Source organism: Halobacillus sp. ACCC02827 (genome assembly GCF_030291935.1).
Taxonomy (GTDB): domain Bacteria; phylum Bacillota; class Bacilli; order Bacillales; family Halobacillaceae; genus Halobacillus.
The window spans coordinates 3,056,869-3,076,450 of the sequence record NZ_CP128168.1 but is presented as its reverse complement, the minus strand read 5'-3'; the positions used below and the strand labels follow the sequence as shown (position 1 = coordinate 3,076,450).

The following is a 19,582-nucleotide window of genomic DNA, read 5'->3' as shown; positions in this document are numbered from 1 at the left end:
AAATGAGAATTTTAGTATGTGGTGGCGCAGGATACATAGGTAGCCATGCTGTTGCTGAATTACTGAAGATTGGGCATGAAGTTATTGTAATAGATAATTTGGCTACGGGACATAAAAAGTCTTTGGTCGAAGGTTCTGTGCATTATGAAGCTGATTTAACAAATATAAATAGTATAAGAGAAGTTTTTCTAAAGTATGAATTTGATGCAGTTATGCATTTTGCTGCTAGTTCATTAGTGGGAGATAGCATTATAAATCCTCTTGATTACTATTACAACAATGTTTATGGAACTATGAATCTAATTCAGTGTATGAAAGAACATAAGGTTAGTAGTTTAGTATTCTCATCTACTGCTGCTACTTATGGAGTTTCAGAAGAGATGCCGATACGCGAGGAGTATGAATTAAACCCTACTAACCCCTATGGTGATACAAAGCTTGCTGTTGAGAAGTTGCTTAAGTGGGCAAGTTCAGCATATGGAATAAACTATGTGGCACTAAGGTACTTTAATGTAGCAGGTGCACATCCAAACTATAATATTGGAGAAGACCATAACCCTGAATCTCACATTATTCCAATAATTCTAGCTACAGCCTTAGGCCAAAGAGAATACGTTTCAATCTTTGGAGATGACTATTGTACTCATGATGGTACATGTGTGCGTGACTATATACATGTATTAGACTTAGTAGATGCACATATTAAGTCATTGGATTATCTTAGGAATAGCAGGAAGTCAAATATTTTCAACTTAGGTAATGGAGAAGGATTTTCAGTTAAAGAATTAATAAATGTTGCCCGAGATGTTACAGGTAAAAAAATATCTGCCAAGGTAGAGGCTCGTAGAGAGGGTGATCCTCCTATTTTAATAGCATCTTCAAGAAGAGCAAAAGAAGTTTTGGGTTGGAATCCAAAATATAATTCTATAGAGAAAATAGTCTCTAGCGCTTGGAATTGGCATAAAAAAAATCCACACGGTTATCAATAAATAGAGGGGAGATGTAAAAATAAAATGAAATTAGTACTACTCTCAGGAGGTTCCGGTCAACGTTTATGGCCGCTTTCTAATGACTCTCGGTCAAAACAATTTATAAAAGTTCTTAAGGACGAAAGCGAAAATCAAATTTCTATGGTTCAGAGAGTATGGAGCCAATTAAGAGAAAATGGAATTGACGATGAGTCCATTATTGCTACAAGCAAATCTCAGGTAGACATGATTAGAAACCAACTAGGTGATAAAGTAACTATTGTAACGGAACCGGAAAGAAGAGACACATTTCCCGCAATAGCACTCGCTTCTGTCTATCTTTACTCAGAAATGAAATGTGCTAGAGATGAAGTGGTAACCATGTTGCCCGTAGATCCTTTTGTTGAAAACAATTTTTTCAACAAAGTTAAAGATCTTGAAAAAGTTATAAATGAATCAAAGGCTGATATAGCATTAATCGGGGTTAAACCAACTTATCCATCTGAAAAATATGGATATATTGTTCCTGAGGGTGAAATGGATAGATATGTAAGTGTTAATTCCTTTAAAGAAAAGCCTAATAAAGATGTGGCTATAGATTTAATTAGCAAAAACGCTTTATGGAACTGTGGTGTCTTTGCTTTTAAGCTTGGATACATTCTAGATCTTTTAAAAGAGAAAGGTTTTTCGAGTAATTACAAAGAATTACTTCAGCAATATAAAAATTTTAGTAAAGAAAGTTTTGATTACGAAGTATTGGAAAAAGCACAAAACATAGTAGCAACCTCCTATGATGGTAAGTGGAAAGACTTAGGGACTTGGAATACATTAACTGAAGAAATGACCACTAATATGATAGGGAAAGGTATCATAGCTGATGATATAAATAACTCCCACATCATTAATGAGTTAGACATTCCAATAACTCTCCTAGGGTTAAATAATGTGGTAGTAGCTGCAAGTCCTGACGGGATTCTGGTATCAGATAAAGAATCTAGCCCTAGTATAAAGAAATACGTTGGAAAGTTTAATAACAGGCCAATGTATGAGGAAAGACGATGGGGGTGGTATAGAGTCCTTGATTATACAAAATTTGTGGAAGGAAACGAAATATTGACTAAAAGAATAGGCATTACTGCTGGTCAGAATTTGAGTTATCAGGTTCATTATAAGAGAACTGAAGTTTGGACAATTGTAAAAGGGGAAGGGGTTTTTGCTATAGATGGACAACTTCAGCACGTGAGAGCTGGAGATGTTATCCAGATACCCTTAGGTCAAAAGCATGCCCTAAGAGCAACTACCAATATGGAAATTGTAGAGGTTCAAACTGGTAGTGAGTTGATAGAGGAAGACATACATAGATTTGCTTTAGATTGGAATGAAATTGAAACCTTATGTAATGCATATGTTAATTATTAATATTAAGCAATAAAACTTATACTTATGGTTATATATTTCAATTTGAGGAGTGGTTATTTATATGGTTAAAATAAAAAAAGCTATTATTCCAGCAGCAGGCTTAGGTACTAGATTTCTTCCAGCAACAAAAGCGATGCCAAAAGAGATGCTCCCAATAGTCGATAAACCAACTATACAGTACATAGTAGAGGAAGCCATTGCTTCTGGCATTGAAGACATAATTATTGTAACTGGTAAAGGGAAAAGAGCAATCGAAGATCACTTCGATAAGAATTTTGAACTAGAAGATAACCTGATGAGCAAGCAGAAATTCGATATGTTAGATAAAGTAAATGAAACCTCTAATGTAGATATCCACTATATCCGTCAGAAAGAGCCTAAGGGCCTTGGACATGCTGTCTGGTGCGCGCGCAAATTCATAGGTAATGAACCATTCGCTGTACTATTAGGTGATGATATTATCCGTTCTGAAGAACCAGGTTTAAAACAATTGATTGATCAATACGATAAAACTAGGTCTTCGGTCATAGGTGTTCAGCAAGTCCCGGATAATCAAACACATCGATACGGTATAATTGACCCAGAAAACAAAGAGGATCGCCTATATCAAGTGCGAAATTTTGTAGAAAAGCCTCCTAAGGGTGAGGAGCCTTCCAATCTTGCCATTATGGGACGTTACGTATTGACACCTGAAATTATGATGTTCTTGGATAAGCAGGAGAAAGGTTCTGGTGGAGAAGTTCAATTGACCGATGCTATACAAAAATTAAATGGTATTCAAAGAGTATTTGCCTACGATTTTGATGGTGCTCGCTATGACGTAGGTGAAAAGTTGGGATTCATTCAAACTACTATAGAAATGGCCCTGGAGAATCCAGAACTTAAGGATGACGTTATGGATATTTTGAAATCTTTAGTTGAATCAAGTGAAAGTGTAAAATCTTAAATAAGAGTAATAATTATATATTTTCTTTGTAAACTTAAAAAGCCACGATCCCTATTCAAAGGATCGTGGCTTTTTATTTCAACTTGATGGGACAGTAATTCTGTTGTTAATAGTAGTTTTTAGAGTATTAATGATTTCCTGGCTTTTAGCATTAGATGTTGATTTAACCCCATAGTAAAACTTGATTTTTGGCTCAGTACCGGATGGGCGAAGACAGAACCAACAATCATCCTCTAGGATGAACTTGAGCACATTCGAGTTCGGGAGGTCTATTTCCTCACTTCTTTTTTCTTGCACATATTTACGGGTGGAGGAATGATAATCTTCAATAGCTACAACTTTCTTACCTGCTACTTCTTCAATGGCTGCATTTCGGAAATCATCCATGATTCCTTGAATAGCAGCCGCTCCTGACTTTCCTTCCAGTTTCATAGACTGTAGATCTTCAAGGAAGAATCCATGCTTTTCATATAGTTCGTGGAGGGCTTCCCATAAGGTTTTGTCCTGATTCTTCCAATAGGCCGCCACTTCTGCTGCCAATAGAGCAGCCTGAACCGCATCTTTGTCCCTTGCAAAGTCTTTGACGAGATAGCCATAGCTTTCTTCATAGCCGAACAGGAAGTTGAATTCTCCGCTTTGTTCGAATTCGCGGATTTTTTCTCCGATGAACTTAAAACCGGTTAGAGTATCGATTGATTTAACTCCGTAAGAATTTGCAATGACACGACCGAACTCAGAGGTAACGATGGTCTTGATTAAGAGGCCGTTGTCTGGAAGGTTCTTATTTTGACCTAAGAGGTAATCAAGCATTAAAGCTCCTGTTTGGTTACCGGAAAGTACTTTGAAATTACCATCGGCATCCGGTGCAGCAACTCCTAAGCGGTCTGCGTCTGGGTCGGTAGCCATCAGGACATCGGCTCCTATTTTTGCTCCATAGTCGATAGCCATTTCAAAGGCTTGATGTTCTTCCGGGTTGGGTGATGATACTGTCGAGAATTCTGGGTCCGGAGAAGCTTGTTCTTTGACGGTATAAACAGAAGTGAATCCATTCTGTTGAAGGCCTTTTTCGACTAAGTCTTTAGCTGTTCCATGAAGAGGGGAGAAGACGATATTCAGGTCTTTTTTTATGTCACTGCGAACGGTAACGTGCTTCAGTTCTTCCAGGTAAGCAGTATCAACTTCTTCGTCGATCCATCTTAATAGATTATTTTGCTCCAATTCATCTTGGTCCGAAACTTGCACTTCCAACTCATTCTCTACCTGATTTACGTATTTGATAATGGCTTTGGCTTGGGATGGTGGTACCTGACCGCCGTCGTCGTTGTACACTTTAAAGCCATTGTATTCTGGAGGGTTGTGGCTGGCTGTGATAACGATTCCAGCACCTGCATTTAAATGGCGGACTGCAAAGGACAGTTCTGGAGTCGGCCTTAGGGAGGTGAACACATAAGCTGGGATGTTGTGACAGCCTAGGACACGAGCTGTTTCCACAGCGAATTCTTTCGACATATAACGAGAATCGTAAGCAATGGCTACACCTCGTTCGATCAGTTGTTGTTCTTCTATGTAATTGGCAAGCCCTTCCGCAGCTTTACGGATGGTGTATATATTCATCCGGTTGGTACCAGGACCTATTTTTCCTCGGAGGCCGCCTGTGCCGAATTCCAGATCTTTATAAAAAGCATCTTCCAATAGGTTTTCATCATCAGCCAGCTGATCTAATTGCAATGCCAGGTCTTCATTTAATGTTTGAAATTCTCTCCAACGTTGGTACTCTTTTTTCCACATATAGATGCACCCCTTCAATTTTGATTAGATTTGGAAACGATGAACGTCGCGTTTCCGTGTAGTGTATAGGACTCCATAGTCGAAGGAAGAATGAAATGATCCCCTTTTTTAAAGAAATAGGATTGGTCTTCAATCGTTAACTTCCCTTCACCCTCGATCGTGCTAACAAGCAGATAAGTAGAAGGAGACAGTTCTTCACTCTTGTCCGTTACTTGCCATTTATATACGGAGAAATAATCTTCTTCTATCAATGTTTCTTCCACTAGCCCTTCTTTAGTCTTCCTGCTCTTTGGAAAGGCAGGGTCATGGTGGGGAGCACTCGTCACATCCAGGGACTTCTCCAGATGCAGTTCTCTTTGCTGACCGTTGGCATCCACTCTGTCATAATCATAAACACGATATGTGATATCGGAACTTTGTTGGGTTTCTAAGATTTGTATTCCTGCCCCTATAGCGTGAATTGTCCCACTAGGTACATAGAAGAAGTCTCCAGGGGTTACCTTAATTTTGCGAAGCAGATTGTCCCAATCTCCGCTGTTAACCATATGTATAAGCTCTTCCTTATCAGCCGCATGATGTCCGAAGATTATTTCTGCATCTTCTTCACAGTCGACGACGTACCAGCATTCGGTTTTTCCGTAGTTTTCTCCTTCTACTTCTCTTGCGAAGGAATCATTAGGATGGACTTGAACGGAGAGATCCTTTTTTGAATCTAATAGCTTCGTCAATAGAGGGAACTCGTTACCTTCCTCATTTGAAAAGAGTTCGCGGTGATGCTCCCATGCATAGGCGAGAGTTTTCCCTTGAAGAGGGCCGTTTTTTATAGTGCTGGAGCCATTAGCATGACCGGAAATGCACCAAGCTTCACCAGTTTGATTAGAAGGAATATCATAGTCAAACAGTTCCTGCAGTTTGGTTCCTCCCCATATTCTTTCTTTGTACTCGGGTTGTAAAAATATCGGTTCTTTATACTTCATTTATTCACTCCTATAAAATAATCACAAAATAGATTGTATCATAAACCAAAAGTGGAAAATATATTTAATTACATAAGTAAAAAGAATTTTAAAGTTGCATATATTGGAACTTTTAAGGTTTAAAGACTTATAAAAACAATTATTGGATCCCTCTACTATAACTCGACAAAAAAAGAAGAATAGAAAAGTGTTTTTCTTGCAATTTTTTTGGGTAAACTGTGATAAAATCAATATTGAAAACGTTTCCAAAATAAATCAGAAAGAGGGTAGTTGCTGATGATTATAAGAGAAGGTGACTTTGCTGCAGGTCTGATTAATGGAGCTGTACTTTCCATACCTGTTTGGAGTATCCTCTTCATCATGGTTTTAAGGTTTATACAATAGAAAAGAGATTATAGAATAAGTCTCCTTTTCGGGAGGCTTTTTTATTTTGTTCAACAATCAGCTGATTTGACCGATATATCTTATGTCGAACACCGTAACATAATGTAGAAATATGGGATTTAATAGATACATATGAAGCTTAATGGTATAGTGGGAAAAGATAGAAATATATGGTTTCTGTTACATAGGCTTAACTTTATTTGGATACGGAGTGTGGAAAGATGAGAAGCGATAGAAATAAGAAAAAGAAAAAAGGGTTATGGTGGAAGATCCCTTTGTTAGCAGTCGTCCTTTTACTTTTAGCAGGAGGCGGCTATGTATTCAGCGTGTATAACAGTGCTAAAAACACGGTGAACGATGACATGCACGAAGAAGTGCAGTCCATCGATCATGAGGCAACGAAGAAGAAAATAGAGAAGAAAGAACCGTTGAATATATTGCTTTTAGGGGTGGATGAACGTGATGGTGACCGGGGCCGCTCCGATGCGCTTATGGTTTTATCTGTCGATCCGAACAATAATCGCAGCCAGTTGATCAGCATCCCGAGGGATACGAGAACAGAGCTTGTCGGTGATGCGAAACAAGCCGGCAAGATGGACAAGATCAACCACGCTTATGCGTTTGGTGGTACGGATATGTCGATCCAGACGGTTGAGAACCTGCTGGATGTAGAAATGGATTACTTTGTCCGCATGAACATGGAAGGTCTTGCAGAAATGGTTGATGCCATCGGCGGAATTACGGTGAATAATGATTTGGCTTGGACAGATACCGGCTATTATAAGAAAGGCTTTGAGTACACAAAAGGGTTAATGGAATTGAATGGTCCTGAAACAATGGGGTTTGTACGAATGAGATACCAGGACCCGGATGGGGACTTCGGTCGTAACGAACGTCAGCGCAAGGTTATTGAGGGCATCATTGATAAGGGAGCCAGCGTAGGTTCTGTCAATAAAATAGGAAGCATCATGGACGTCCTCGGTAATAACGTCAAGACGAACATGGATTTTGACATCATGAAGGATCTTCTTGCCAATTACAGAGGTGCGGGTGATCATCTCACTACCTATCAGATGACAGGTAACGGTGAAAAGATCGACGGTATCTATTACCTGCAGGTCGATGAGGGCCAGGTGCAGGAAGTACATGATATGATTACTGATTATAGCTCCTAACAAGAAACCGGCTGGTAGCAGCCGGTTTTTTTCGTACATCCAACAAATTATTCCTGTTTAATCGCATGCATGATTGGTTACAATGAGATAAATAAACATAGAAAGACAATGTCTTGGAGAGGATGGAAGGCATGAGTAATGAAGAAGGTAATTTCACTAAAGGATGTTTGAATGGTCTATTGTTATCAATTCCAATATGGCTGCTTATCTACCTTCTTTACAAATCAATATTTTAAGTACTAACAATAGTATAGAGTTTGTTAGAAGGATCCTTGTCTTTTACAGATAAGGGTCTTTTTTATGATTTGAAATTAAGATTTCACTCATTTTGAACAAATTCGAACAATATTCCAAGGATTAAAGAACATAAAAGAACATATTTTGTTATTTTATGTTGATTTAACTTCACTGAAAGCGTATACTTAACACAAACGAACATTGGAAGAGGTTGAAATAGATGATACAAGCGGAAAGACGGTTCGAGATTTTAAAGCAGCTTCACTCAGAAGGAACGGTTTACATTGATCAGCTATCCTCTCTGTTTGATGTGTCACCGATGACCATTCGGAGGGATCTTGCTTCGCTTGAAGAAGAAGGCAAACTGATCCGCTCCCATGGAGGTGCGGTCCTGCCGGAGACGTTGACACAAGAGATTCCTTATCAAACGAAGCTGTCCAGTTATACGGCAGAGAAGCAGCAAATAGCAAGAAAAGCAGTGGAACGTATTCCGGAGCATGCAAGGGTGTTATTGGACTCAGGGACAACCAATCTTGAAATCGCTAAGCTCTTGAACAAGAGGGATGATCTCTTGATTGTGACCAATGATGCGAAGATATCGATGGAGCTTCTCAATTCCGAGTGTCAGGTCATTTCAACCGGAGGGGAACTCCAGAAAGGTGTCGGTGCTTTCATCGGAGCCCATGTACAGGAATTTTTGAGGCAGATTAAAGTCGACATCGTTTTTATTGGTGCTAATGCGGTTCATCCGACAGAGGGTATTTCGACTCCGACTTTAGAGAAGTCGTATATCAAAAAGCGTATGCTCGAGAGTGCTAGTGCTAAATGGGTCGTCGCAGATCACAGCAAATTCAATAAGCGATCTTTTGCTCATGTGTGCGACTTAGGTGAGATCAACGGCATCATTACGGATGATCGAATTGACAGCGATACAGTAGAAGGATTACAGAAAGTAACCAATGTCTATTAGATGAAGGAGGGGTGGATGTGAGCAGTATTGTCGTGCTTTGTGACGACCTGACAGGAGCGAATGCCACAGGCGTCAAGCTGAATAAGAAAGGGTTCAAAACAGCAACGATCATACATGGGCTGCCAGTGCCGGATGCTGGATACGAAGCCATTTGCTTGGATACCGACAGCCGCTATGTTTCCGAAGATATGGCGAAGAGCAGGGTGAAAGCGGCTCTGGAGAAAAGTGAACGTCTGGGACGGGGAGAGATATACAGCAAACGGGTCGATAGTACCTTGCGAGGGAACATCGGAAGTGAAATGGAGGCCATGCTGGAATTTCTCGGAGAGGATGCCGTAGCGGTGGTCGTCTCCTCCTTCCCCGACTCGGCACGAACCACTATCGGGGGATTTCTGCTGGTGGACAATGTTCCTCTCCAGCAAACGGATGTAGCCGCGGATCCTGTAAAGCCTTTAACGACATCAAAGGTGGAGGAAATCATCCGGTGCCAGACGACCCTGCCGATTACTTCTGTCGGTCTCGATGTGGTCATGGATGGTCCGGACGCTTTAAAGAGAGAAATTGATGACGCGAAACAACACTCGAAAGTCATCTGTTTCGACGCGGTGACGGAGGAACATATTGAGTTGATTGCGGAAGTCGTCAAGGATATGAATGGTCCGATTCTTGCTGTCGACCCCGGGCCATTCACAGCGGCCTATGCAAGTAAGAAATTGAATCAAGTGCGGACGAATGAGAAGTACTTGATAACCATCGGAAGCGCCACTTCCCAAACGGGCCTGCAGATCGACTATTATACGCAGAAAACAGGCGTGGAACCGATTTATGTCGATCCTGCCCGCTTGGCTACTTTTTCAGAAACATGGGATCAGGAAGTGGATCGGATTGTCGCTATCGCGGAGGAAAGGCTGGAGGCCAGCGACATTTTACTCGTGACGACCTACCATCCGGGACATAAGATGTTGAACCTTTCTCAAATGGCTGAAGAAGAGAGCACAACCGAAGAAGGGCTTGCCAAGAGAATAACCGATGGGCTCGGTGTCATCAGCCGCCGCCTTTTGCAGAGCCATCGGGAATCCTTCAAAGGCTGCTATTTGAGTGGCGGGGATGTAACAGCATCTGTAGCCTCGATTACCAGAGCGCATGGGATTGAACTGAAAGACGAAATTCTCCCGCTCGCCGCCTATGGAAGTTTTACAGGAGGCTACCTGGATGGTATGCCGATTGTAACTAAGGGTGGAATGATCGGGGATAAGAAAGCCTTGTACACCTGTATGAACTATATGATTTCTTCTACAAAAAACTTTAATTAAAGGATGATGAAAAATGAACAACAACCTACCTGTAATCGTAATTCCAACCGGAGACCCTGCTGGTATCGGTCCTGAAATCGTCATTAAATCCCTGGCGCAGCAAGAAATTTACGATGTATGTAATCCTGTGGTCATTGGGGACCAAGGTGTTCTGAAAGTAATCATGGAATCCATTCATACCCACCTGAACCTGAATGTTATCAAGCAGACGTCAGAGGCTATTTTTGAAAGCGGTACCATTGATTTGATTGATCTCGACAATGTCGACCTCGACAGCTATGAAATGGGAATGGTTTCGGGGATGTGCGGGCGTGCTTCCTATGAATATATTAAAGCAGCACATGATTTAATCGAGTCCGGAGACGCAGACGCCATCTGTACACCTCCAATCAACAAGGAATCGCTGCAAGCAGCAGAAGACGTTCCTTATATCGACCATACGGCGATGCTGTCAGCGTTTACCGAGGCGGATGATCCGATGACGATGTTCGAAGTGAATGATTTGCGCATTTTCTTCCTGACTCGTCACGTATCCCTCGCCGATTCCATCCCTATGATGACCAAGGAGCGGGTGGAAGATTACTTGATTCGTTGTAAGAAAGCTTTGGAGCTGTTGGGAATCGAAAATCCGAAACTGGCACTTGCAGGTTTGAACCCACACTCCGGAGAAGGCGGACTGTTTGGACGTGAGGAGATAGACGAATTGAAACCAGGCCTGGAAGCTGCACGGGAACAAGGGGTTGAGGTGAACGGACCGGTTCCGGCAGACTCTGTTTTCCACCAAGCGGCAAATGGGAGATATGACGCTGTCCTTTCCCTGTATCATGACCAAGGACACATCGCTGCAAAAATGTATGACTTTGAACGTACCGTATCCGTGACAAACGGTCTTCCATACTTGCGGACATCTGTAGACCATGGGACGGCTTTCGATATTGCCGGTAAAGGAATCGCAAGCTCGGTCAGTATGGTGGAAGCCATCAAAGCAGCGGCCAAATACACACCATTTTTTAAAAAATAAAGAGTAAAACCCTATAGATGCAAGCGTAAAAAAAGAGTCCCCTTGGTGCCGTTCCTGTTCCGTACCCTACCACAGATCCAGAACGGACAGCCCAAGGGAGGACTCGCTTGTCATTATATATAAACAAAACTTCATTAGCAATTTAAATAAGCTTTCTATCAAGAACCATAAAGGAGATGAATGTGAGTGGAAGCACCAGGTGGACAAATAATTCTAGGTTTGGTCATTGGTATAGCCTTGCTTGTTTTCTTAGTTATGAAAACTAAAATACATGCCTTTATCGCATTGATTATTTCAGCCTCGGTCATCGGTTTAGTAGCAGGCATGACCCCTCCCAATGTGGCAAATGCCATTACAGACGGCTTCGGAGGAACGCTTGGTTCGATCGGTATCGTCATCGGTTTCGGTGTGATGCTGGGGCGCGTCATGGAAGTCGCGGGAGCTTCGGAAAGACTGGCTTACTCTTTTGTGAAAATGCTCGGAAAACGAAGAGAGGACTGGGCGATGGCATTAACGGGTTACGTCGTTTCCATTCCTATTTTTGTCGATTCAGCCTTTGTTATTTTAACCCCATTATTGAAAGCGATTTCAAAGAAAACGAAACGTTCTATCGTTACCCTGGGTGTTGCACTGGCCATCGGACTAGTAGTGACGCACTCGCTCGTCCCTCCTACTCCAGGACCCCTTGGGGTCGCCGGAATATTCGACGTCAGTGTCGGTCTCATGATTTTGTGGGGATTGATCTTCTCCATTCCATTGATCATCGTCGGTGTATTCTATGCAAAATGGATAGGCAAACGAATTCACCAGCTTCCGGACGAAGATGGCTTAGGATGGATACGTCCGGAACAGCCGGCTGAAACCTATGAAGAATTCATCAATCAGCAGGAGAACAAACATCTCCCTTCCTTGTTCATGTCGATGGCTCCGATCTTAATTCCGATTCTATTAATCTTTGCCAATACAGTCGTCTCTGCGCAGGGATTAACAGAAGGTATCTTCGGCTATATCCAATTCTTCGGTAACCCCGTCATTGCCGTAGGGATCGGCTTGGTTTTCGCGATTTATACATTGACGACTCGCTTAAGCCGCACCGATTCGCTTGACCGTATGGAAGAAGGAATTAAATCTGCCGGTATCATTTTACTCGTCACAGGTGCTGGTGGTGCTCTCGGGAACGTTCTTCGTGAAAGTGGATCAGGGGACTATGTCGCCGAATTGATCGTAAACATGTCTGTGCCGCTCGTACTTCTACCTTTCTTCGTGTCCAGCTTTGTACGACTTGTGCAGGGAAGCGGAACGGTGGCAATGATTACCGCGGCTTCCATCACGGCGCCGATATTAGCGGGAGTCGATGGAGTCTACATGCCTCTTGCGGCAGTCGGAGCGACAACAGGATCCCTCTTATTCTCTTACTTTAATGACAGCTTCTATTGGGTCGTAAACCGGATGCTTGGTATTAAGAACGCTAAAGAACAAATGATGGTGTGGTCCATTCCGACTACGTTGGCATGGCTTACAGCATTTGTGATGCTGGTAGTTGTTTCCTTTTTCGTTTAAGTAAGGACGGACACATAGCATGAAATAGGAAAGAGACCTGATCTTATTGCGGAAGGCCAAAACCTCGCAGTTAGGATCAGGTCTCTTATTTATTGCACCTCGACGGGACAAGTAAATCAGCTTAAAACAAGGGAAGTCGTTCCGGGAGGAGATCATTTCCAATAAATATCAATAAAATATTCAAAATACTTTGACTTGTAAACGTTTACGTGATACATTCGTTACGTAAACGTTTACTATAAAACTAAACATACCCAAGGAGGAAGGAAATGATGAAAAACAAAACAAAGTGGAGTGGCGTATTTCCGGCTGTTTTAATTCCTTTTAAAGAAGACGATTCAATTGATGAGCAAGGATTTCGATCGTTGGTTCGTTGGGTAGCTGGACATGAAGGGGTAAATGGTATTGTAGTAAATGGCCATACGGGAGAAATTATGACGTTGCTTCCGGAAGAACGGGCGGAAGCGGTACGAATCGCAGCAGATGAATTACAAGGAGAAGTTCCGGTCATTTCCGGTATTTCCGCAGAAGGAACGAAAGAAGCTATTCAACATGCCCAGGCTGCGGAAGCAGCTGGTGCAGAAGGAATTCTTCTCATGCCACCTCACTCATGGTTGCGCTTTGGCATGCAGCAGAAATCCACGGTGGAGTTCTTTAAGGATGTTGCAGCAGCAATTGATATCTCAATTGTGGTTCACCAATACCCATCATGGACGAAGTCTTCTTATTCCACCAGTCAACTTATCGAAATGTCCAAAATTCCGAACGTTGTATCTTATAAACTTGGGGAGAGGGATATTGCTCAATATGAAGTAGATGTTCGTGCACTTAAACAAGAAGCACCAGATTGTTCCTTGCTGACATGCCATGATGAATACTTACTCCCGACTCTTGTTCAGGGTATTGATGGGGCGCTTGTCGGTTTTGGATGCTTTGTTCCGGATCTGATCTCCGAATTAGTCAAATGTGTCAAGAACAAGGATCTTCCAGCCGCTCAGAAAGTATATGAACGCATCTTTGAATTAAAACAGGCCGTTTACAAAATGGATGAGCCGTCCTCAACTTCTCATCTCCGCATGAAAGAAGCGATGTATCAGCGCGGGTTGATCAGCAGTCGTCATGCTAGACGTCCTGTTCTTCCATTATCTGAGCAAGAGGTAGAAGAAATTCGTCAAGGGTTATTGAGTGTAGGCTTGCTGAAAGACGAAGTGAAATCATAGCGTCGAAATTCTATTAAATAGTCAACGGCCTTAGAGGGAAGGGTCCTCTCTTTGGCCGTTTATGATATGGATAGATTAAGCTGGTTTACACCTTGACATAAAGGATTATAAAGGAGGGACAATTTGGGGAAACAAGAAGTTGAAGTAAGAGAAATGATAAACGACAGTCAGTCAAAACGCCTCCCGATTACTGAATTATTAAAACGGGTGGGGCCGGGAATCATATTAACTGGAGTCGTGATGGGTCCTGGTGTCATTACTACAGCTTCTATGCTTGGTGCCTCTCATGGATATTCTCTATTATGGCTGTTTTTTCCTATATCATTTATGGCAATCAGTTTCTTACTGGCTACGTACCGCATTACACTGCTCACAGGGATGCCGTCTATTCACGCGATCCGGCATTATTATGGAAAATTTGCTGCAGCTATTGTCGGTATCTTTGCGTTTCTGTCTTGTGTATTCTTTACTATTGGAAACATATCCGGTACCGGGACAGGCATGAATTTATTGTTCGGAATCAATTGGAAATTCGGTGCCTTAATTATGTTGTGTGTTCTAGTATATTGTTATTTTGCTAAAGGAGTGTACTCGAAAGTTGAAAAGGGTGCGATGATCTGCATTCTAGGAATGATTTGCGCATTTTACGCTACATTGTTCAGTACAGGTGGGCCAAGCGCTGCGCAGACTATGGACGGGCTCACTCATTGGTATTTTCCAGCAGGAAGCTTCGCTTTAGCCCTGGGATTTATCAGCACCCACGCTTCTATCACTACGGGGATATATGGAACCTATTTAAGTAAAGAGAAGAAGTGGAAAAAGGAAGATTTGTTTAATGGAGCTATGCTTGCAGACTCTATTTCACATGTTCTGGGCGTTGTTTTAGTTAGTGGAGCGATTGTTCTTGTCGGAGCAATTGTAATGAACCCTCAAAATATTCTCATCGAGTCCCCAAAGCAAATGGCGGATATGCTTGTTCCATTTATGGGAAGAGCAGCAGGAGCAGTCATGGGAATTGCTCTTTTAGCTGCAGCTTTCTCATCTTTGTTAGGTAACACCCACCGTTCCGTCGTCCTGCTGAATGCCGGATTTAATAAACCGACAGGCTTGGAAGATAAAAGCATTAAATGGGGGTCGATAGCTGTATTAGCCGCATCGGCAGTCATAAGTTTCAGTTACGGTGGATCTCCCGTTCAACTAATCTACTTAGCGAACATCGCCACCGCTGTTGCAGCACCGGCTGCAGGTTTTTTTATCACTCTGATGTTGTTTCGAAAAGATGTCAACAAAGGTGTAAAGCAGCCGAGAGTGCTGCAGGTATGTATGATTATCAGCTACCTGTTTGGTCTAGTATTAATCGGGTTGGCAATTGTCGATCTTGTTCGTATGTTAAGTTAAGAAATTACCTAGTCACTATTCTTTTAACAATCCGCATTTTGTAAGCGTTAACAAAAAAAGACCCCGAACTTTGGTTATGAAATCAAAGTTCGGGGTCTTTTTTATTGCTCTATATTCCTTGTTGTTTCGCGGTCGACGTAACTCATAGGAAATACAAGGTTTTTAGGTTCTATCCGTTCTCCGGCGAGTAGTCTGATGAGCGTCCGAGTAGCTTCTCGACCAATCCCAGGAAGATCTACCCTGACGGATGACAAGGCTGGTGTTAATTGAGAAGCAATAGGAACATCGTCTGCACCGACAACGGATAAATCCTCTGGAATGGATAGTCCCATTGTAGTTGCTATCCGCATCGTTCCGATAGCGAGATAATCGGAAGCACAAACGATGCCGGTCATTGAAGGACGGGAACTTAAGAATGCTTCAATGCTTTCTTGTGAGGCTGCTACATCGAATTCATCTAGCTCCAGCATATCATTGCTTCCGGAGTCTAAGGCAAGTCGCTGCAAAGCCTGATGATAGCCTTCCAAGCATTTTACACTGTGCATGGAACTCATTGGCCCATTTATCAAGCCGATATGTCTATGACCGCGTTCGTATAGAGCTTGTACGGCTTGATCGATTCCATCCGCGTCATCAGGACGAACGCAAGGGAAAGGTGAGCTCTCTACATAGCTGCCAATAACGACCGTCGGCAAACCAAGGTTTTCCAACCATTCTAATTGAAATTCTTCACTCCTGGGTGAGAATAAGATGATACCGTCCACAGATTGATTTTCCAGTAATTTTTTTTGTTGGATAGAGGTGAAGGACATAACAATATTGTACTCGGTTTGATCCATTCCTTTAGCGATTCCATCGATTACCGTTGAAAAGAAAGGGTTGTTTAAGGTGAAAGATCCTCTCGGAACTATAACCGCAATGTTCCCAGTTTGCTGCTTCACGAGTCCTCTAGCTCCTAAATTGGGCCGATAATTCAAGTCTTCCATGACTTTTCGGATACGAGCTTCGGTGGCGGCACCTACACCTGGTTTTCCGCTGATCACTCTGGATACTGACGCGATAGATACACCTGCTTCGCGTGCCACATCTTTAATACTGACAGTCACAACGTTACCTCCGCTAATTAACATTAAGTATCTCTATTATAAAGGTAATTTTGTGAGATGCACAAAATTAAAAAAGTGTATTAACCTTCTCCATGAGAAATCAGTTACTAGGAATACTTAACATAATTGGAGTGATGTAGTACCAGCTAGGAAGCAGTAGGTCAATCATAAGGAAGGTGCTTGTTCTCATGTCCTTGTGGAAGAATTTTATGAGGTATTTGAATTATTTACACTGAGGGAAGTCCAAGTCATTTCCTTCTCTCAATCTCTTTTCTCAACTGATCCACAACATAACCGACAGCCTCCTCTTTATCACGGCCTTCACGGAGACTTCCAAACTCGAAAGTTCCAAGCACGCTGCCAATGACAAAGTAAGACAAGAGACCGCACCAGATTTCAATGCAGATACGTTCCTGCTCGATGGTAAAGTAGAGATATTCTTTTTTCAAGGGGGTTCACCTCGTTCGGGGAATGGTTGGAATGTTACCGGGGATAGCGCTTGAGGAGCGGGAAGAGATGAAGGAACAGGTTTAATTATACTCCTTTATCTCTTCCGGGGTGGGATAGATTTCGTCGTATTCGATTTCTAATGCTTCCGCCACTGCTTTCATGGTGATGTTGGTGGGGTTTCTCTTTCCGTTCTCTAAATCACTGATGTAGGTTACGTCCATACCGGCACGGAAGGCCAGCTCCTCTTGCGTCCACTTTCTTTCTATGCGGAGTTTACGAATTTTGATTCCTATAACCACGTTGTATAACTTACTTTCAATATAATTAGCCATGTGAAAATCATCCAATGGTTTCGGTGATCTGCCCATGGACTATGAGTCAAGTTTTGGGTTTTATTTACAATTTTATTGAACTTTTTTGTGGCGGGTGATAAAGCTCGATGCTCTTGGCGTATGAGCTAGGAATCAGGGTTTGTTCATTTATTCGAAAGAAAATTCAAAAAAAGTGTTGAAATGTAAGCGTATTCTTTTTATAATCATAGTGAAACGTTTTACTATTTTCAGCTTTTATATAGATTATTACCTTTATTAACCAATGATTTACTTGTTTTTCATAGTGAAACGTTTTACTAAAGAAGGGGATGATAGGTTTGAAACGACTGTATGGTGTGACAACGGCGATGGTAACTCCAATGAATGAAGTGGAAGAGGTCGATTTACAGGCTACTGAGCGATTAACGAACTTCCTGATCGACAAAGGGGTGGATTGTTTGTTTCCTCTCGGCACGACGGGGGAGATGTTCAAGCTGTCGTTGGAGGAGCGGAAGCGTGTAGCAGAGGAGGTCATTAATACGGCGGCGGAGCGGGTGAACGTATTCATTCACGTCGGTGCGATGACGACGAAGGATACGTTGGAGCTAGCCAAGCATGCGTGGCAGGCCGGGGCGGACGGCATCGGGGTGGTATCACCGGCGTTCTTCAATGTCAGTGACGAAGAAATCCTGGAATATTACCAGACGATATCCCAGTCGCTGCCGGAAGATTTCCCTATCTACTTATATAACATTCCGCAGTGCTCTGGAAATGACTTGTCGGTGGATGTAGTAAGAGAGCTTGCAGAGAAGTGTGCGAACATAGTTGGAATCAAGTACAGCTTCCCTGATTTTGTGAGAATCAAGGATTACCTTACGGTGCAGCCTGGTGAGTTTTCTGTTTTGACGGGGGCGGACGGATTGTTCCTTCCAGCGCTGGCGATGGGGTGTGCCGGAGTGGTATCCGGCGTGTCGGGAGCTTTCCCGGAACCGTTCGTTGAAATCAATAAGCTGTATGCGGAAGGTAGAATCGAAGAGGCGCAAAAGGTGCAGAAGGCCGGTAACGAAATCATTACGATTCTGAAGGCCGGGGCGAACATGTCTTATTTCAAGAAGGCGCTCGAGTACCGCGGGGTTCAGGGTGGAAGCATGCGCAGTCCGCACAAAGATCTGACAGAGGCGGAGAAAGGCATGCTGCTTGAGGAAATCAGGGCTTGGCAGGAGAAACACGTGTGGGATGAAATGTCCTCAAATGTTTGAAGTTTCACGGCTTCCGTGTATTAAATTAAACTAGTAGATCATGCAAACACGGAGGTATCAGGATGAGAAGAGTGACGATCAAAGATGTAGCAAAGGATGCACAAGTATCGATTGCAACCGTTTCGAAGGTGATCAATGATAAAGGGTATGTCGGCAAGGATACGAGGGATACGGTTCTGAAATCCATTCAGCGTCTCGGGTACAGCGTCAATGCAAACGCAAGAAGCTTGAAGGCTTCGAAATCCAATAAGATTGCCGTTTTGACATCGGACATCTCGAATCCGTATTTGATGTCTATTGCAAAGGACGTCGAGGAGATGATCCGTTCGCTTGGATCGCATATGATACTGCTCAGCCACAATGATGATCCGCAACTCGAGAGGGAAGCGTTGAAAATCATCATGGAGCAGCAGGTCGATGCACTGGTCATCATTCCGACGGGTGAGAATGGTGACATGATTGAATCTATACAGAAGAAGAACATTCCGGTCATTGCGATCGATAGACAGGTCAATGAAGTCGATACGGATCTGATTGTTGATGACAACTATTACGGATCTTATGAATGTATGCATTATCTCCATCGTCTTGGTCATGAGACGGTCGGCATCATTTACGGCCATGAACGTAACTCGATCGGGCGGGAGCGTCTCTACGGTGCGGTCGATGCAGTGAAGGAACTGAGGATGGATGATAGAGAATCGCTGGTGCTGGAAGCGGACTTCAAAGAAGCCGAGGCGTATCGGGCGACAATTGAGCTGTTGATGAATCCGAAGCCGCCGACGGCGATCTATTCCTGCAATAACACGATGACGAAAGGGGTCCTGAAAGCAGTTCGGGATCAGGAACTGCGGATTCCAGAAGATGTATCCGTCATAGCCTTCGGTGATAACGTACAGTGGGAGTTGATTGAACCGAAGCTGACGTTGATGACGCAGCCGATGAAGCGGATCGGGATGGAAGCATCGATCATGCTGAAGAACCGTCTGACGCTGAAAGAACAGTTCGATGTCCAGAAGAAAGTCATGAAGCCCTCCTTAGTGGAAGGAGCGTCTTGTAAAACTATATGAAATTAAGGGA

Annotated in this window: 17 protein-coding genes; 12 read left to right on the top strand and 5 right to left on the bottom strand. The window is 42.8% G+C overall.

What is annotated here, in order from left to right:
- Nucleotides 1-2 precede the first annotated feature (2 nt).
- The 3 genes from galE (at nucleotide 3) to galU (ending at nucleotide 3,333) form a co-directional block, all read left to right on the top strand.
- Entirely contained in the window at nucleotides 3-989 is a 987-nt protein-coding gene (gene galE / locus QRD89_RS16305) for a UDP-glucose 4-epimerase GalE (protein ID WP_286095802.1), read from the top strand.
- 24 nt (nucleotides 990-1,013) lie between these two features.
- Nucleotides 1,014-2,387: a sugar phosphate nucleotidyltransferase gene (locus QRD89_RS16300; RefSeq protein ID WP_286095801.1), complete on the top strand. Its 1,374-nt coding sequence runs from the start codon at nucleotides 1,014-1,016 to the stop codon at nucleotides 2,385-2,387.
- Between the two features lie 61 nt (nucleotides 2,388-2,448).
- Nucleotides 2,449-3,333, top strand: coding sequence for a UTP--glucose-1-phosphate uridylyltransferase GalU (galU, locus tag QRD89_RS16295; RefSeq protein WP_286095800.1), 885 nt, complete (start codon nucleotides 2,449-2,451; stop codon nucleotides 3,331-3,333).
- 78 nt (nucleotides 3,334-3,411) lie between these two features.
- Here the strand turns inward: galU and QRD89_RS16290 are convergent, their stop codons facing one another.
- On the bottom strand, nucleotides 3,412-5,121 hold the full coding sequence (locus tag QRD89_RS16290; protein ID WP_286095799.1) for a phospho-sugar mutase: 1,710 nt from the start codon (nucleotides 5,119-5,121) through the stop codon (nucleotides 3,412-3,414).
- Between the two features lie 14 nt (nucleotides 5,122-5,135).
- On the bottom strand, nucleotides 5,136-6,098 hold the full coding sequence (gene manA, locus QRD89_RS16285; RefSeq protein ID WP_286095798.1) for a mannose-6-phosphate isomerase, class I: 963 nt from the start codon (nucleotides 6,096-6,098) through the stop codon (nucleotides 5,136-5,138).
- Nucleotides 6,099-6,703: 605 nt separating this feature from the next.
- Between manA and QRD89_RS16280 the strand changes: the two genes are divergently transcribed.
- The 7 genes from QRD89_RS16280 to QRD89_RS16250 all read left to right on the top strand — a co-directional run bounded on the left by QRD89_RS16280 (nucleotide 6,704) and on the right by QRD89_RS16250 (nucleotide 15,376).
- Nucleotides 6,704-7,657: an LCP family glycopolymer transferase gene (locus QRD89_RS16280; protein WP_286095797.1), complete on the top strand. Its 954-nt coding sequence runs from the start codon at nucleotides 6,704-6,706 to the stop codon at nucleotides 7,655-7,657.
- Nucleotides 7,658-8,114: 457 nt separating this feature from the next.
- Nucleotides 8,115-8,864, top strand: coding sequence for a DeoR/GlpR family DNA-binding transcription regulator (locus QRD89_RS16275; RefSeq protein ID WP_286095795.1), 750 nt, complete (start codon nucleotides 8,115-8,117; stop codon nucleotides 8,862-8,864).
- 17 nt (nucleotides 8,865-8,881) lie between these two features.
- Complete coding sequence (locus QRD89_RS16270) at nucleotides 8,882-10,177, top strand: four-carbon acid sugar kinase family protein (protein ID WP_286095794.1); 1,296 nt, start codon at nucleotides 8,882-8,884, stop codon at nucleotides 10,175-10,177.
- Nucleotides 10,178-10,190: 13 nt separating this feature from the next.
- The gene (pdxA, locus tag QRD89_RS16265) at nucleotides 10,191-11,198 is read left to right on the top strand and encodes a 4-hydroxythreonine-4-phosphate dehydrogenase PdxA (protein ID WP_286095793.1); all 1,008 of its coding nucleotides are present in this window, start codon (nucleotides 10,191-10,193) and stop codon (nucleotides 11,196-11,198) included.
- Between the two features lie 186 nt (nucleotides 11,199-11,384).
- Complete coding sequence (locus QRD89_RS16260; protein WP_008636905.1) at nucleotides 11,385-12,758, top strand: GntP family permease; 1,374 nt, start codon at nucleotides 11,385-11,387, stop codon at nucleotides 12,756-12,758.
- Nucleotides 12,759-13,027: 269 nt separating this feature from the next.
- Nucleotides 13,028-13,978 carry a dihydrodipicolinate synthase family protein gene (locus QRD89_RS16255; protein WP_286095792.1) on the top strand — a complete coding sequence of 317 codons (951 nt, stop codon included), beginning with the start codon at nucleotides 13,028-13,030 and terminating at the stop codon, nucleotides 13,976-13,978.
- Nucleotides 13,979-14,101: 123 nt separating this feature from the next.
- Nucleotides 14,102-15,376: an Nramp family divalent metal transporter gene (locus QRD89_RS16250; protein WP_286095791.1), complete on the top strand. Its 1,275-nt coding sequence runs from the start codon at nucleotides 14,102-14,104 to the stop codon at nucleotides 15,374-15,376.
- A gap of 101 nt (nucleotides 15,377-15,477) precedes the next feature.
- Here the strand turns inward: QRD89_RS16250 and QRD89_RS16245 are convergent, their stop codons facing one another.
- From QRD89_RS16245 to QRD89_RS16235, 3 genes are all read right to left on the bottom strand, one after another.
- Nucleotides 15,478-16,482, bottom strand: a complete 1,005-nt coding sequence (locus QRD89_RS16245) for a LacI family DNA-binding transcriptional regulator (protein WP_286095790.1) — start codon at nucleotides 16,480-16,482, stop codon at nucleotides 15,478-15,480.
- Between the two features lie 248 nt (nucleotides 16,483-16,730).
- Nucleotides 16,731-16,931 (bottom strand): hypothetical protein, encoded by a 201-nt coding sequence (locus QRD89_RS16240; protein ID WP_026577964.1) that lies wholly within the window; start codon nucleotides 16,929-16,931, stop codon nucleotides 16,731-16,733.
- Between the two features lie 81 nt (nucleotides 16,932-17,012).
- The gene (locus tag QRD89_RS16235; protein WP_286095789.1) at nucleotides 17,013-17,264 is read right to left on the bottom strand and encodes a helix-turn-helix domain-containing protein; all 252 of its coding nucleotides are present in this window, start codon (nucleotides 17,262-17,264) and stop codon (nucleotides 17,013-17,015) included.
- Nucleotides 17,265-17,581: 317 nt separating this feature from the next.
- Here QRD89_RS16235 and QRD89_RS16230 point away from each other — a divergent pair, with 317 nt between their 5' ends.
- Both QRD89_RS16230 and QRD89_RS16225 read left to right on the top strand, forming a co-directional pair.
- Nucleotides 17,582-18,502, top strand: coding sequence for a dihydrodipicolinate synthase family protein (locus QRD89_RS16230; RefSeq protein WP_286095787.1), 921 nt, complete (start codon nucleotides 17,582-17,584; stop codon nucleotides 18,500-18,502).
- Between the two features lie 62 nt (nucleotides 18,503-18,564).
- Nucleotides 18,565-19,572 (top strand): LacI family DNA-binding transcriptional regulator, encoded by a 1,008-nt coding sequence (locus QRD89_RS16225; RefSeq protein ID WP_286095786.1) that lies wholly within the window; start codon nucleotides 18,565-18,567, stop codon nucleotides 19,570-19,572.
- Nucleotides 19,573-19,582: the final 10 nt, after the last annotated feature.

What these genes read in the sequence shown, in the direction of transcription:
- galE (WP_286095802.1), top strand. Translation starts at nt 3, where the DNA reads ATGAGAATTTTAGTATGTGGTGGCGCAGGATACATAGGTAGCCATGCT.
- QRD89_RS16300 (WP_286095801.1), top strand. Translation starts at nt 1,014, where the DNA reads ATGAAATTAGTACTACTCTCAGGAGGTTCCGGTCAACGTTTATGGCCG.
- galU (WP_286095800.1), top strand. Translation starts at nt 2,449, where the DNA reads ATGGTTAAAATAAAAAAAGCTATTATTCCAGCAGCAGGCTTAGGTACT.
- QRD89_RS16290 (WP_286095799.1), bottom strand. Translation starts at nt 5,121, where the DNA reads ATGTGGAAAAAAGAGTACCAACGTTGGAGAGAATTTCAAACATTAAAT.
- manA (WP_286095798.1), bottom strand. Translation starts at nt 6,098, where the DNA reads ATGAAGTATAAAGAACCGATATTTTTACAACCCGAGTACAAAGAAAGA.
- QRD89_RS16280 (WP_286095797.1), top strand. Translation starts at nt 6,704, where the DNA reads ATGAGAAGCGATAGAAATAAGAAAAAGAAAAAAGGGTTATGGTGGAAG.
- QRD89_RS16275 (WP_286095795.1), top strand. Translation starts at nt 8,115, where the DNA reads ATGATACAAGCGGAAAGACGGTTCGAGATTTTAAAGCAGCTTCACTCA.
- pdxA (WP_286095793.1), top strand. Translation starts at nt 10,191, where the DNA reads ATGAACAACAACCTACCTGTAATCGTAATTCCAACCGGAGACCCTGCT.
- QRD89_RS16255 (WP_286095792.1), top strand. Translation starts at nt 13,028, where the DNA reads ATGATGAAAAACAAAACAAAGTGGAGTGGCGTATTTCCGGCTGTTTTA.
- QRD89_RS16235 (WP_286095789.1), bottom strand. Translation starts at nt 17,264, where the DNA reads ATGGCTAATTATATTGAAAGTAAGTTATACAACGTGGTTATAGGAATC.
- QRD89_RS16225 (WP_286095786.1), top strand. Translation starts at nt 18,565, where the DNA reads ATGAGAAGAGTGACGATCAAAGATGTAGCAAAGGATGCACAAGTATCG.